Origin of the sequence: uncultured Lacinutrix sp., from assembly GCF_947500325.1 — a bacterium.
Lineage (GTDB): Bacteria > Bacteroidota > Bacteroidia > Flavobacteriales > Flavobacteriaceae > Lacinutrix.
Genome location: NZ_CANMRQ010000001.1, coordinates 392,100 through 407,285 on the forward strand (window position 1 = coordinate 392,100; position 15,186 = coordinate 407,285).

The 15,186-nt window shown below is 31.0% G+C and carries 11 protein-coding genes; 1 reads left to right on the forward strand and 10 read right to left on the reverse strand.

Going from position 1 to position 15,186, the window contains the following annotated elements:
* Nucleotides 1–49: 49 nt before the first annotated feature.
* From Q0997_RS01855 to hemA, 10 genes are all read right to left on the reverse strand, one after another.
* Nucleotides 50–616 (reverse strand): hypothetical protein, encoded by a 567-nt coding sequence (locus Q0997_RS01855; RefSeq protein WP_299883868.1) that lies wholly within the window; start codon nt 614–616, stop codon nt 50–52.
* A 22-nt stretch (nt 617–638) separates the two neighbouring features.
* A complete protein-coding gene (locus tag Q0997_RS01860; RefSeq protein ID WP_299883870.1) occupies nt 639–1,202 on the reverse strand; it encodes a DUF1629 domain-containing protein in 564 nt (187 codons plus the stop codon).
* A 22-nt stretch (nt 1,203–1,224) separates the two neighbouring features.
* The gene (locus Q0997_RS01865) at nt 1,225–5,928 is read right to left on the reverse strand and encodes a DUF6531 domain-containing protein (protein WP_299883872.1); all 4,704 of its coding nucleotides are present in this window, start codon (nt 5,926–5,928) and stop codon (nt 1,225–1,227) included.
* A 3-nt stretch (nt 5,929–5,931) separates the two neighbouring features.
* Nucleotides 5,932–6,795 carry a hypothetical protein gene (locus Q0997_RS01870; RefSeq protein ID WP_299883874.1) on the reverse strand — a complete coding sequence of 288 codons (864 nt, stop codon included), beginning with the start codon at nt 6,793–6,795 and terminating at the stop codon, nt 5,932–5,934.
* Nucleotides 6,796–6,808: 13 nt separating this feature from the next.
* Entirely contained in the window at nt 6,809–8,671 is a 1,863-nt protein-coding gene (locus Q0997_RS01875) for a phage baseplate assembly protein V (protein ID WP_299883876.1), read from the reverse strand.
* A gap of 163 nt (nt 8,672–8,834) precedes the next feature.
* On the reverse strand, nt 8,835–9,368 hold the full coding sequence (locus tag Q0997_RS01880) for a GNAT family N-acetyltransferase (protein WP_299883878.1): 534 nt from the start codon (nt 9,366–9,368) through the stop codon (nt 8,835–8,837).
* Nucleotides 9,368–10,135 carry an EI24 domain-containing protein gene (locus Q0997_RS01885; RefSeq protein WP_299883880.1) on the reverse strand — a complete coding sequence of 256 codons (768 nt, stop codon included), beginning with the start codon at nt 10,133–10,135 and terminating at the stop codon, nt 9,368–9,370. The genes Q0997_RS01880 and Q0997_RS01885 overlap by 1 nt, the downstream gene beginning before the upstream one ends.
* 89 nt (nt 10,136–10,224) lie before the next feature.
* On the reverse strand, nt 10,225–11,250 hold the full coding sequence (gene hemE, locus Q0997_RS01890) for a uroporphyrinogen decarboxylase (RefSeq protein ID WP_299883882.1): 1,026 nt from the start codon (nt 11,248–11,250) through the stop codon (nt 10,225–10,227).
* Between the two features lie 4 nt (nt 11,251–11,254).
* Entirely contained in the window at nt 11,255–12,838 is a 1,584-nt protein-coding gene (gene hemC, locus Q0997_RS01895; protein WP_299883885.1) for a hydroxymethylbilane synthase, read from the reverse strand.
* Nucleotides 12,831–14,090: a glutamyl-tRNA reductase gene (gene hemA / locus Q0997_RS01900; RefSeq protein WP_299883887.1), complete on the reverse strand. Its 1,260-nt coding sequence runs from the start codon at nt 14,088–14,090 to the stop codon at nt 12,831–12,833. Before hemA ends, hemC begins: the two co-directional genes overlap by 8 nt.
* A 192-nt stretch (nt 14,091–14,282) precedes the next feature.
* On the opposite strand from hemA, the gene Q0997_RS01905 reads away from it, so the two are divergent.
* Nucleotides 14,283–15,182 carry a helix-turn-helix transcriptional regulator gene (locus Q0997_RS01905; protein WP_299883889.1) on the forward strand — a complete coding sequence of 300 codons (900 nt, stop codon included), beginning with the start codon at nt 14,283–14,285 and terminating at the stop codon, nt 15,180–15,182.
* Nucleotides 15,183–15,186: the final 4 nt, after the last annotated feature.

The window sequence follows — 15,186 nt, forward strand, 5'->3', positions numbered from 1 at the left end:
GCGCAAAGATAAGGATTACCTATAAAAATAGGTTTTGAAATGTAAAGTATTATAATTGAAAGAAACTGTTATTATCTACAGGCTTATCTTTAATTATTTTTTTTGTTGCTTCTTTTATAATAGTTTCTGGTTTTGTTGTTTTTACATTAAGAGTTTCTCCCATTTGTATTGACGTTTTGGCTTTTTTCTTTTTGGGAGTTGGTTTGGATTTTGGAATTGCTATTTGGGTTGAATCTTCTTCACGAAGTAACATCTCGTCTTCCTGTTTGAAGGCTAAGATTTCATCAAGTGTAAATTCTCCTATTGGGACGTCTTCGAAACCTTTAAAGGTTGAAATATCATATTCTTGATATACTTTTTCTATTAATTTTATACAGTCTTCATTTGTAGCATAGCGTTGACGATGTAATGTGTTTGGAACCACTAAATGTTCAACCAGCCATTTGTTTCTTTTGTGGAAATTGAAGATTATGACTTCATAATACACATCAATAAACCCAATATATGATTTTTTATGGTCTGATAATGCTAGAAAGTAATCCTTAGCATTAGATAAACTTATCGACTTACTTTCGAAAGTTACTTTTCTGGGTGAATCGTTGTAGTAGGTTTTCATTTTACTTTTTTAAATATAAGTTCTATAGATTTGTATAAATAGAATAACCTTCTTCAACAAAACTCATTCCTTTAAGCTTAGCGATTTCACTCTTTTTCTTGAAATTTTCATTAATAATAATTCTTAATTCATCTTCTTTTAAACGTATAATGTCGAGGTTGTTTTTTATGAGTTTTGAATCAATATAAAGTTTTTTAATTTCATAACTTTCATAAGAATTTATTTTGAAAACGGATTTCTTTTTATCTAAGCATTCAATCAGGTTTAAGATATTTAATGAATAAAACATGTCGTTAATATTACCTTCTTTATCAATTATTTTTGCAGGAATAAATTGTAGCTGTTCATTTTCTAGTTCAATAAAAGTATTTCTGAATTTTTCACTAACCAAAGGAGGTCCAGATGATACAGGAAGAAAATCATATTCTACTATATAAGAATCAATTATATCAACATTATAATAAAGAATCTTTGGTGAATCAATACTAACTCCTTTAAAGAAATTGAGCCAACTAATTTCAGATTTTGATTCATCAAAAAAGAAATATAGACTCCTTTTATATTTTTCATATAATTCGTAATACATTTTAATTAAGCTTTAGAGTTAATTATCTACATTTTATTGTGCCATTTCTTAAACCTTGTCTTGTTTCTAACCTTAGTTTATCGACCTCATTTTTATACTGCTCTTTAGTCCAATTATTTTTCTCTCCTTCTATAGCTAATCTATCAAGCTTGCTTTTCATTAATTTATTATACTTAGCATGATCGCCAGTCCAACCTTTGTGAGCAGATCTGTCCCCATAGGCATCAATCTCTTCTGGAAGATAAATTAAGTTATCGAGCTTGTTAATATTATATCCAATAATTTTTAATGTTTTATGGTCATTTAATGATTTTGGAATTACATGATGCAATTGGAACCCATCTATCTTTGGCATATTGCCATAATTCCAACCATTTGGAGGTCTTTTTTTTCCTGGTGCTAAGCCAAATGGATCAAGCCAGCAATTAGAATCATGTGTGTAAGCATATATATTTGGATTGTTTCCAGCTAAACGAATTGGATCCTGTGATATATAAATACCTTCTTCAGGAGAATAATATCTAAACCTATTATAATACAAACCTGTTTCTATATCTTCATATTGTCCTTGGTATCTAAAAGGGCAGTCATCGGGATTTCCTTTTATCTGTTTTCTAATTTTACCATAAATATCATATTCTACCTGCCATGTTTTTTTACCTTCATTATTATACATTTCTACAGGAGTACCTAGATAATCTGTAATTATTGAGTAATATTCACCATTTACAATTTTTGCAGCAGGTTTAAATGTATTTTGATCGAAAATCCAAGTAATTAAATTTGAGCTAATAGGTTCTTTTTTGTCCAGACTTAAGTGCCCATTATTATTGATAATAGTTTTTGGACGTTCTTTTAAATTATAATTCCATTCATGAAGAGGTACATTACCATCCCAAACGAAGCGAGCAATTGTTGATTCTTTATCAGGTACTGTGTTTATTTTGGATTTGTGATTTACTATTTTAGAAGTACGACGTCCAAGAGCATCATACTCAAATGAAACCTCTGTATAATCTGGTCGAAGTATTTTTTGTAACATACCAGACGCTTCCCAGAAATAATACCAGGTACCTTTAGGCGTTCTTTTTTGAGTTAAATTACCTTCTGTATCATAGTCAAAATATGTATTACCAGAGCGTAATAATTTTCCGCTTTTAGTATATTCTTGATCTTTTTTATCTTTTGTACGATATAGATTCCCTACTTCGTCAGGCAATTTATAATCATAAGAGTCATTCTCATAGTTAGCCCATGCCAGACTATTAAATACATTATATCCAAAATTTACCGAACCTGTATTAATTGTATCTACAATTGATCGTAGTTTATCATTAATATCCCAATTATATTGTTTGTCGCGATGTTCTTTGTTATTTCCTTTTATTTTGTGTCGTGTTGGTCTACCAGCGCTATCATATTGCCAATTACTGTTTGTGTTACCAGGCAAAGATCTTTCAGTTTCTTGTCCTAAGCTATTGTATTTAAATTGTGCTTGCCATTCTTCACTATTGTTTGTTTTTGCATACATTGAAATTACTTGTCCTAAATCTGAGTGATTAAAACGAATATCTGCGCCTAAACTACTTTTAATGTTTGTACGTAATCCTAATTCTCCATATTGACTATTTACAATATGTCCGTCTTGGTTCTCAGCTGTAATTCTTCCTGCTTCATCACGAATAAGTTTTACATGACTGTTAGAATTAATGGCTTCAATTAGCAAGCCATCTTTATTGTAATTGTATGTCGCCCATGTACCGTCTTGATGTTCAATTCTAGAAATACGACCTCCTAAATCATACTCATAAAGGCTATATTTTTCATTAGGTCGTTCTATTTTAATAACTTTTCCAGCTTTATCTCTTTGAAATTGTCTTGTTATTCCATCAAAACCTTCTTCTTTAATTATATTACCTTTTAGATCTCTAGTAAAACGATAGAATTCGTCATGCTCGTTTACAATAGATATTAATTCTTCTTCAGAATTGTATCCAAAGCGTACTTTTACACCATTCTCTTCTCTAACTAAAAGATTTCCAAGTGCTGTATATTTAAATTTTACGGTACGTTGTTTATCTATAGCTTCAATAACTTCATTATAATTATTATATTTAAGTTGGATTTTGTTTTTATCAGGTAAGTTGACATTAGTGACTCTACCTAAGGCATCGTAAGAAAACTGTTGTCTGTGATTTTCTGGGTTTATTGCAGCAATACATTGCCCCCATTGATTATACTCCCATTTAGATATAGTGCCATCTGGAAGTTTCATTGCTATTAGATTACAATCTTTATCATAACTAAGAAATGTTTCATTGTCTAAATTATCGAAAACCTTAATAGGTAACCCTTTTGAATTGTATTGAAAAGTAGTCATGCTACCATCTGGTTGAATAACACAATCTAATTTATTATTTTTATAGGATTTAACTACTGTTCCTCCTTCAGGGTTATTTGCAATAACAGCTCTTCCTAATTCATCATAAGTGTATTCATAGGTGGCTCCATCTGGAAGTCTAATTTCTGTTAGATTTCCATAATCATCATAATTATAAGAGGTCTCAAGCCCTTCTTCATCAATTTCTTTAATTAATTCCTCTTGCTCGTTATATTCTTTTATTTGTATTCCTCCTAATGCGTCAATTTCTTTTATTCCTAGTCCATTGTTATGATAGAATGTACTTTTTCCATGTGGTTTATTCTGATAAATTGTATAATCTTGGAAGTATTCAAAAAAACCTTCCATAACACCATTATCTCCACTGGTGTATATACACTTAGAGCCAATAGTAATGCCATCATATTTCCAAAAAAACGTTTGCCCGTTACGATCTGTTTTAGAAATCATTAAATGATTTTTATATCGCATTTGTAGTGTTTTCCCCATTATATCTGTTATGCCAACAAGATTTTTTGAGTTATCGTAAGTGTAAGTAACTAATTCTTTTTTTTCGTCTTTGTTAGAAATAGTTATGTTTGATATTAAATTATTTTTGTTAGAGTTAATATTAATTACTTTACCTAAAGTATCAATAATTTTAATAAGTAAATTCCCATTATAATCAAATTTTATACTAGCTAAATCTGAATTAAATATTTTTTTCAATCTAAAAATAGTGTTGTATTTTTCAAAACTATAAGTGAGTTGATTGTTATAATTAAAAAGTTCATAATTACCGTTATTTAAATACGTAAGTTTTAATTTTTCTTGTCGGTTATAATGGGTGTTCTTTTCTTTTGAAAGTTTTGGAAAAAAGGTTCCTCTTCCATCAGGAAGTCTTAATAATATAGTGGTTGTGTTTTCTTTTAAATGTAAATTATAACTATGATGAAATCCTGATCCTAAAGGGCCTTTATATTTAGAGTCTGAATACCAAACACGTTCCCATTTTATTGGTATTATACCTGGGATTTCGAAATCTATACCGGAATAGAACATTGCACCCGTAACTACATTTACAGGATCATTTTTACAGACCTGCGAGCCATCTGCTCTGCAGGAAGTCCCGTCATTATCCTTAGGTTGATTATTATCTCCATTTTTGTCTTTTGGTGGTGGAGGATCATCAGGTGTATTTATTGTTACATCTCCATCTTTATTTTTTGCTAATTTTGCAGCATTAGCTGCATCTGAACTCATTTGAAGAGTGTTTTCAGTTGTTCTTACCGAGTTTTTTACTGTATTTACTTTTTGTGTAACATTAGCAATCTGGCTTGAGCCTCCTGAAAGTAAGGTGAATGCAACTTCAAATCCGCCTCTACCAATTAGCTTTTGTACATCTGAAGCAGTAAGGTTATTATACCACTTTTTAATGCCTTCTCCTTGAGCTTTTATAAATGCTTTATCACTTGCTTGTGCAGCAGCATAATCTTCTGGGTTTAAAACAGCATTTATTCTTGTTCTTCTATATATTGCTCCAGATGCTGAGACTACAGTGTCAATATCTTTTGATGCGGCTCCAGAGAAATCTTGAGTATAACCCCATAAATGTCCACCAACTCCAACAACAAGATCTTTTGCTCCAGTTACTAAAGCTGCAGATCCTTCTAATGCACCTAGCCCAATAGTTGCAATGCCTTTATTTACATCCATCAAAGCTCTAGCTTCATTACCAACACCAAAACGATCCTCGGCGAAATTTTCTATATCATCAGATGCATCTTTAACTCCATCTACAACGGCTCCAATGCCGTCACCTAAAGCTATATGAGCTTCTTGAGCTGTTTTTTTAACAGAATCTACAGCACCACCAATAGCATTACCAAGAGACTCCTTAGCGCTAGATAAAGAATCACCTAAAGCTTGCTTTGCATCATTATATGGTGCAGTTACTTTATTTACTAGGCCGTTCATATTACTTTTCATTTTCTGAAAGGCATTAGGAGTTTCTGGTGTTGGAGCTTCGAGAACAATGCTAATTTCTCCTCCAGATCCTGTAGTGCAAGGTAATTTACTTTTGTGAGTTAATAATTTACCACCAGCACAAGTTACATCTGGAGCTAGGTTTGTCCATTCTTTAACACTTGGAGTGCATGCTGTTCCTCCATTAGCAGAGCAAGCTCCAAAACTTTGAAAATTTGTACCGAAAACGTTGTCTTTTTCAGTCCCTAAATCCATGCCATGGATAGTCGTATTTGGGTTTTTTATTATGAAAGGAGAAGGTTTAGGACATTTATCACATAATAAGTTTACGTTCTTTGGAACACATTTTTTTTCACTCATAATCTATTCTTTTACTGTGATTACTTTTGAAAATTGTTCGAACAAATAAACACCTCCAATTTTTACGCTAAATATTTGCATTGCATAATCAATGACATATTTAGAATCTAAATCGAGTAATTCTATATAGTTAATATCAAAATCTACAATTAAATTATATTTTTGATAGTGATTTCTAAAAAATTGCTTTATTTCATCTTCTTTAAAAAGGGATTTATTAATATGTCCTTGTCTCGACATTTTTAAAGCTTTATTATCCTTAGTTGGTAGTTTAATTATTTCTGTTTTTATTAATAATGGTAAACTGATTGCTCCAAAAAAATCTTCGTAATTTTTCTGTTGTATTAAATATGATTCTGTTGTAAGAAACTCTGTATATACTGGAGGAAATAGAAGGCTAACTAATTCAGACTGATTGAATACTTTGATAAAACTTTCCATATCACTAAATAAGAGATTTAATCTTTCTATTATTTCACTAATATTAGGCGTTTTTTTAAATCTTTTTTTGAAGTCGGAGCGAGATGTTATCCATTGTTCTTCTATTTCTTTTAAATTGACTATAGATTTAAACTGACCTAGTTCATCTACATATAAAATAATTTTCTTTTGAAAAAGAGACAAATAGTATTCCATTCCTCTTAAACCTTCTTGATTGCTTTGTTTTCTTTTTGTTATATCTAAAGAATACAGAAACCCAAAAGCGTCCTTTTTGATAAGACTTTTTTTTACATTATATGAGGTTATGTTTTCGTTTACATCTGATTCAGATATTATTTTTTGAGTAATTTCTATTTCATAGCTTTTAGAATATACTAATTGGGGTTGTTGTATAATGAAATTATTTTTATTAACTAAAGTTTCCATTCTATATCACTATTTAGTTATTAATTTCGACTTTCCCACCATTAACTTTCACCTTACTTCCAAAAATTTTTGCGGCTGCTCCAGCCATAATTCCTATGCCTAAAGAAGCTAAAGATAATGCCACTCCAGCTTGTATGTTTGCCATCACAGAAGCCGTTATAGAAATACGTTTTCCACTAATTGAAGTCGTTTTTCCTTTTAATGAAGCTTTAGAACCGCCACTGGCGCTAAAATTACTAGCACCATCTAAACTCATATTTGAAGCTGCATTTGCACTAAAATTACTACCTGCACTAGCTGCTATGTTACTACCTGCATTTATGGTTAAGTTATTACTAGCTTCTATAGCAATATCTGTAGAAGAAAACGTGATTTTATTAGGCGCATTAATTGTTATTTCTCCATTACCACCCATTACAATAGTATTTCCGCTTGGATCAGCTATAGTGACGCTACCATCTGCATCGTTAAGTGTTAATTGATTTCCACTTCTTGTTTTTATTGCTTTTAAATGGTTATTTCCACTTTTAAAACTTTCAGGAACTGATGATGCATTGTATAAACTACCTTGTACAATTGGGCTTTCTGCATTTCCGCCTTCGTAGCCAACTATTACTTCGTCACCTATTTCTGGAACCATAAAAAAACCTTGTCCAGCTCCTGCAGCAGTGCTACTTAATCGAATAAAAGGAGTTGTTTCTCCTAATGGTTTTTGCCAAGGGTATTGTACTTGTACGCGACCTAAGCCATCTGGGTCGTTATTGTTTACAATTACTGCTGTTTGAGATTTACTTTTAGGAAATGAAGACACTGAGGTTTTTGGGTATACTTTTACGTTTTCTGGTATAGCTTCAAAACTATTTTCATAATTTCCATTACTAATATTATGGGTAACTTTAGTAATTCTATAGTTGCCATAGTGAGAGTCTTTGCCGTCTATTTCTATAATACTACCAATTTGAACACCAGAATTATAACTTTTACCAGTGACTTTTATTTGACTTGCTTCACGGGCTAATTTTTGTTTTCTAATTTGCTCATCCATTCTTGGTTTCATCATCGGATCATCATAAGCATTCACAAAAACCTGTGTTTCTTTTGGGTATAATCTTTGAGATTTCTTTCTTAATAATTCATGTTCTCCATTTAAATCGGATGTTATTTCTTGCGTTTTTGTTTCGTGAAACGAGTTTGTAAAATAATCGTTTGTTATATATTTAAAGTTATTAGGAACTGGTTCTAAATTTACGGACAGATTCATTAAATCTGAACCATAATTTAATTTTACGATGTCTCTTTTTGGAGATTCTCCAAAAATAAGTTTCATACCATCATAATAAAACCATTCACCATACTGAGCAGCTAAACGGCTAACATATTTAAAAGCGCTTTCATTTTGTTGTACACTATAATGTATTAGATCCTTATTTTCGGGTGTGATTTTAATCTCTAGTAGAGATTTGTCATAATCCTTAAAGGCTTTATTAATAATTTCATTTAAACTATTATCCATAAAAGAAGATAGATGCGGTCCGTCATCCGAAATAATACTAGTGCTTTTTCCTTTAACTTCAATTAAATCGCCATCACCATAGTAAAGTCCTCTACTACTGTTTATAGCGGTAACAACACCTTTAAAACGTAATAATTTTTTATTTGTTGAACTCTCATTTTCATTAAGTATTAGAATAAATTTTTCACCAAGGAAACTCTTGCTTTCACCAAATATTTCTTTAGATGTAGATTCAAGAGTATCTTTTCTGCAGACCATTTTAAAATCATGATGTGCATCTATTTCTTGAGATAAAACGAGGCTTTTAAATATTGGAATTAATTTATCTCCTATGTAAACTTGACTTTGTATTTCTTGAAACATAAACCCGCTATTTTAAGTTGAATTATTTTTAATAATGTTAAGTTAATTAAAAACAATTTATATACGAAAAAAAAGGGACTAGGGTATGTTATATGTAGCTAAACAGCAAAAAAAAGGTGACTAAATATAATTGTGATTTTAAGTAATAATCTTCATTAGTGATTTATTTATACAATTCATATAACTCCATATCTAATGGTTTTTCACCAGTTGGAGTAAATTCTTCTTTTAAGGTTTTTTGCCATATAAAGCTATTATTCAATGCGACCTTTACACTAGAGGTATTGTCTTTATGAGCAATAATTTGTAATGTTTCTATTCCTAAAACTTCAAAGGCATACTTTGAAAGTTCTTTAACAGCTGTGCTTGTTATACTTTTGCCTTCAAACTGGTAACCAATACAATAGGCAAATTCACCTTGTTTTATAGTCCAATCTAATTCTTTAATATAAATCAAACCAACTAAGGCATCTGTTTCTTTTTCTTTAACCGTAAATAAAAACTCTTCTTTTAAGTTGAATTTTTTTACTTTTTTTTCAGCAAATAGTTTAGATAATGTTGGTGTTAAGTTTTGTTCTAGGGTTTTAGGGAAATAACGTTTAAATCGATCTTGATTTATAATCATAAAATCACAAAGTTTCCAAGCGTCTTTTTCTTGGATTTTATCTATGTAATATGAATCAAATTTTATTACCATTATACTGTAAGTTGTTTTGAAGACAATAAATCTTCAGACTTTAAAATTTCCACAGTTTTTAACGAAGCTGCAGTTACGCTCATGGGTAAAACTAAAATAATACCAACGACAGGAATCAATAAGAATAGCATAAAAACAATACCATTGCCAATGGCAACACCACGGTGCTTTCTTACAAATCGAACGCTTTCGTTGTATTTAAAATGACGTTCTAAAGTGTAATCTATATTACCAAACCCAGCATAGTAAGCTTGAACTAAAAATAATAAACCTGTAGAAAATATATTAACAACAGGAATAAATTTAAGTAAAAGTAGAGGTAATGTAATTAATAATTCTTTGCCTAGGTTTCTAACATTCATTCGAATGCCTCTGGCTAATTGTTCTTTAAAGGATGTTTTTCTATGTTGATGTTTTTCTATACCAGTTAAATGTGTTTCTATTTTTTCGGAAACAGGACTCATAAACGGCGCAGATAAAGCCATAATAATATGCTTATATAATATAAGTCCAACAGCTAGTACTATAATTGCTCCAATAAAACTTGAAATAGCAGTAAAGGTTTCTTTTCCTGTTTCCCAAGGCCATATTCTAGCTATAAAATCACCAATATTATCAGATAGTCCATATGCAGATAATCCAATAATAATAGCTGTTACAACGCTAATTACTATTGGGATTAAGAAGTATTTCCAAAGATTTAATTTAGAAATTAATGCAAAGGTTCCTGTATAGGCTTTAATGCCATTTAAAATATTTTTTATCATCTTTTGGTATTGTTGTAATAAATGTATTGATTTTACAACAAAACAAGACGTAAAAATTACTTTAATGTTACAATAAAGTAATCAATTAACTAGACTTTATATTCTTTTACCGCATCTATAAATGCTTTAGCATTATCAAGTGGAATGTTAGGTAAAATACCATGACCTAAGTTTACAATGTATTTGTCTTTGCCAAATTCATTAATCATTTGGTGTACCATTTTTTTAATTTCACTTGGTGGTGAGAATAATCTAGTAGGATCAAAATTACCTTGCAGTGTAATGTTTCCTCCAGTTAAATAACGTGCATTACGAGCCGAGCATGTCCAATCTACACCTAAAGCAGCAGCTCCAGATTTTGACATTTCATTAAGCGCAAACCAACAACCTTTACCAAAGGCTATAACTGGAGTCTCGTCTTTTAAGGCATCTATTATTTGTTGAATATATTTCCAAGAAAACTCTTGGTAATCTACTGGAGATAACATGCCTCCCCAAGAATCGAATACTTGTACAGCATTAACTCCCGCTTTTACTTTTTCCTTTAAGTAAGCAATAGTAGTGTCTGTGATTTTTTGCAGTAATTGGTGAGCAGCAATAGGATTAGTAAAACAAAATTCTTTGGCTTTATCAAAATTTTTACTGCCTTGACCTTGAACACAGTAACATAATATTGTCCATGGAGAACCTGCAAAACCAATTAAAGGTACTTCATTATTTAGTTTTTCTTTTGTAGCTTTAATAGCTTCATAAACGTAATTTAAAGACTCTTTTACGTCTGGTACGATGACATTATCAACATCTTTTTGAGAACGCACAGGATTTGGTAAATAAGGCCCAAAATTTGGTTTCATTTGCACCTCGATATTCATTGCTTGAGGAATTACTAAAATATCACTAAATAAGATAGCTGCATCCATTCCATATCTACGAATAGGTTGCACCGTAATTTCACTTGCTAATTCTGGTGTTTGACAACGAGTAAAGAAATCGTATTTAGCTTTGATTTCCATAAATTCCGGTAAGTAACGTCCAGCTTGACGCATCATCCATACTGGTGGACGATTTATTGTTTCTCCCTTTAATGCTCTTAAAAATAAATCGTTCTTTATCATACTTTTAAACGTAATGTTCATTTACTAACTCAATTACACTCTCTACTGTTGGTAGTTTTGCAATTCTAATATCTTTAAAATGTCTACTAGCTTCTTTTGCTGTAGTTTCTCCTATGCAAAAAGCAATAGTATTGTCTTCAACTGTGTTTTCTTGCTTAAAACTTTTTACCGTAGATGGGCTATAAAACATAACGCCTTCAACATTGTTATCGATTTTTACACTATCAAATTTTGTTTGGTAAGCTTCAATTTCTGTAACTTTTATATTGTTTTCTTCTAGAATAGTTGGTAAATCATCTAACCTTAAATCGCTACAGAAATAAGAAACTTCACTGCCTTCCATAAACTCAACAAGATATTCTGCCAGTTTTTTAGCATTCTTTTCACTGTGTTTAACTTTTCCTATTCTATTCTCTACTAGTCGTTTTGTACGTCGACCAACACAGTATATGTTTTTAAATTGTAATTCTATAGGGGAAAAATTTGTGAGTAAAGCTTCAACTGCATTTTTACTAGTAATAACAACGTTCTCTACCTCATTCTTTAGATGTCTAGGAGGAATACGATTCAAACTAATTTTAATAAAGTCACTACTTTCTGTCACTACCTTTTCATGAAATAATAAGCGCTGATCTTCAGTGAGAGATTTTGTAGAATATATATTTGTTTGCTTAGCCGACTGTTTAATGTTATCCATTAAACGTTTGCCACCTTTTTCAATAACATAGTTAGCACACCATTCTGCTAAATCTCCATGTTCTCCTAGTTTTTTAACACGTTTAACAGTTATTTTTTTGCTTCCGTTTGGGCTTAATAAAACGCCTTCAAAGTTAACTTCTTCGTCTTTTATATAACATAAAGCACCAATTGGAGCAGTACAACCGCCTTCTAAACGATTTAAAAACTCACGTTCTATTTGCGTACAAGTTTCTGTTTCTTCGTGGTTAATTTCTTTTAAAATTACTTGTGTTTCTTCGTCATCTTCTAAAGCAGCTACCATAATAGCGCCTTGCGCTGGAGCTGGAACCATCCATTCTAAATTTACCGCAGTTTCTGGACGTAAACCTAAGCGGCCTATGCCTGCAGCAGCAAAAATAGCAGCGTTAAAATGCTCGGTGCTATCTAGTTTTTGTAAGCGAGTGTTCACATTGCCTCGAATATCTTCAATGGTGTGTGTTGGGTAGCGATTTAACCATTGTGCTTTTCTTCGTAAGCTACTTGTGGCAATAACAGCGTCACGCGCTCCTAAAAACTCTTCTGTTGTTTTATAAACCAATGTGTCACGTACATTGCCTCGTTTTAAAACGGCTGCTTGTATTATACCTTTAGGTAAAAGAGTAGGTACATCTTTTAGAGAATGTACGGCAATATCTATATCGCCATTTAACATAGCAATATCTAACGTACGTGTAAAAATACCAGTAATTCCTAATTCATAGAGAGGCTTATCTAAAACAATGTCGCCTGTAGATTTTACAGGAACAAGTTCTGTTTTATGACCTAAATGTTCTAATTGTTGTTTTACGGCATTGGCTTGATAAAGCGCTAACTCGCTATCGCGAGTACCAATTCTTATTATTTTAGACATTTTTTGTTGGTTCTAACTGAAATACTTTTTGAATAAGTTCCAGGCTATCATTTGTAGAAACCGCTTCGTCTTTTAAATGATGAGCGAAGTGATTTGTTATTTTTTGAATAAGTTTATTACTAATTAATTCGGCTTGTTCCTCATTAAAATTAGTGATTTTTTTACGTTGCGTATCTAATTCGGCATTTTTAAAGTCTTGCAGCTTACTTTTTAAAGCCTTTATGGTAGGAGCAAACTTTCTGGTTTCTAACCAGCTACTAAATTCCATTTTTACTTCATCAATAATACTTTCTGCTAACGGAATATGCTGTTTCCTTTTTTCTAATGTTTCATCTGTAATTTGTGATAAATCATCTAAATGGATAAGTTTAACATTACCTAGTTCTGAAACATTGTTATTTACATTTTTAGGAATTGATAAATCTAAAATTAGTAAGTCTTTTTTAGATTGTATAATGTGTTTATCAATGGTTGGATTCTGTGCTCCAGTGGCTACAATTAAAATATCTGAAGCGTTTATTTCTTCTTGAAGATTTGCGTAATCTTTTACGATGAGGTTAAATTTACCTGCTATTGCTTCGGCTTTATCTTTTGTTCTATTGATAAGAGTTATGTGCTCATTTTTTGTATGCTTAACTAGGTTTTCGCATGTGTTTCTACCAATTTTACCAGTTCCAAATAATAAAATATTTTTTTCTGAAACATTTTCAATATGTTTCATGATATATTGGACAGAAGCAAATGAAACCGAAGTTGCACCTGATGAGATTTCTGTTTCTGTTTTAATACGCTTACTTGCTTGGATAACGGCATTTACTAAACGCTCAATAAACGGATTAAATAAATCATGTTTTTTAGATATACGTGCAGCTGTTTTTAACTGACTAATAATTTCAAAATCGCCTAAAATCTGGCTGTCTAAACCAGAACCTACACGAAACATATGTGAAATAGCATCTTTATTTTTATATACATATGCTACTTGTTGGAATTCTTCTACCGTTCCTTTTGTGTTATCGCAAAGCAGTTGAATAAGTTGAAAAGGATGTTCTGCAAAACCAAAAATTTCTGTTCTATTACAAGTAGAGGTTACAATTAAACTTTCTATACCATTAGATTTAGCTTGATGAAGTAAGTTTACTTTTGCTTCTTCACTCAGACTAAAATGACCACGAATCTCGGCATCAGCTTTTTTATAACTTAAGCCAATGGCGTAAAACGTTGTACCTTTTGAGATATGATATTGTTGCATTAGTAGATTTAAATCCTGACGAATGCAAAAATAAGTGGTGCATTATCTAAAAAGTAACGCTAAAAGAACTATTAGTATCGTTTAGGGTTTTTTAGCGTTGTTTTTGTGTGTAAAATCTCTAAAGTATTATATTTGTTGTGTTTAACAGGATTTTGTATATTGCAGTTTAGAACAAATCTAAATAAGAAAACTATGAATTCGGAAAATAAAATGACAAAAAATGTCGCTAAAGGTTTTTTTATAGAAACTAGGGCAGATGATGGTGTTTTTATTTTAACGCACCAAAATGATTCTGAGGAAGTTAAGGTTATAGATCGAGAAATAGATAGTAGTTTTATTCAATTTCATTTTTGTTTAAAAGGAGAAAGTAAATTCAATTTTAACAATGGAAATTACACATTAAATGTTGCTGAAGAAACATCATTATTATTGTATAATCCTCAACGCGATTTACCAATTCATTTAGATGTTCAGCCAAATTCGTGGTTAGTTTCTGTAATTATCTCTATTAAAAAATTTCATGGGTTATTCTCTCAAGAGGCAGATTATATTACTTTTTTAAGTGAAGATAATCGTGATAAAAAATACTATAAGGACGGAAAGATATCTCCTTCTATGGCTATTGCATTAAATCAACTAGTTAATTATAATTTAAATCAATCTATAAAAAACATATATTTTAAAGCTAAGGCCTACGAAATATTAAGTTTATATTTTAATAGAAGTGAAGAGGCTAATATTGAACAGTGTCCTTTTTTAGTAGACGAATCTAATGTTTTGAAAATTAGAAAAGCCAAAGACATTGTAATATCTAGAATGGCTGAGCCTCCAAGTTTACAGGAACTATCTGATGAAATAGGTTTGACACTTAAAAAATTGAAAGAAGGTTTTAAACAAATTTATGGAGATAGTGTGTTTAGTTTTTTGTTTGATTATAAAATGGAATTTGCTAGAAAACTATTAGAATCTGGTGAACATAATGTTAATGAGGTTGGATTAAAAGTTGGATATAGTACTTCAAGTCACTTTATAGCCGCTTTTAAAAAGAAGTATGGCACAACACCAAAGAAATACGTACAGTCAATAGTTTAATTTA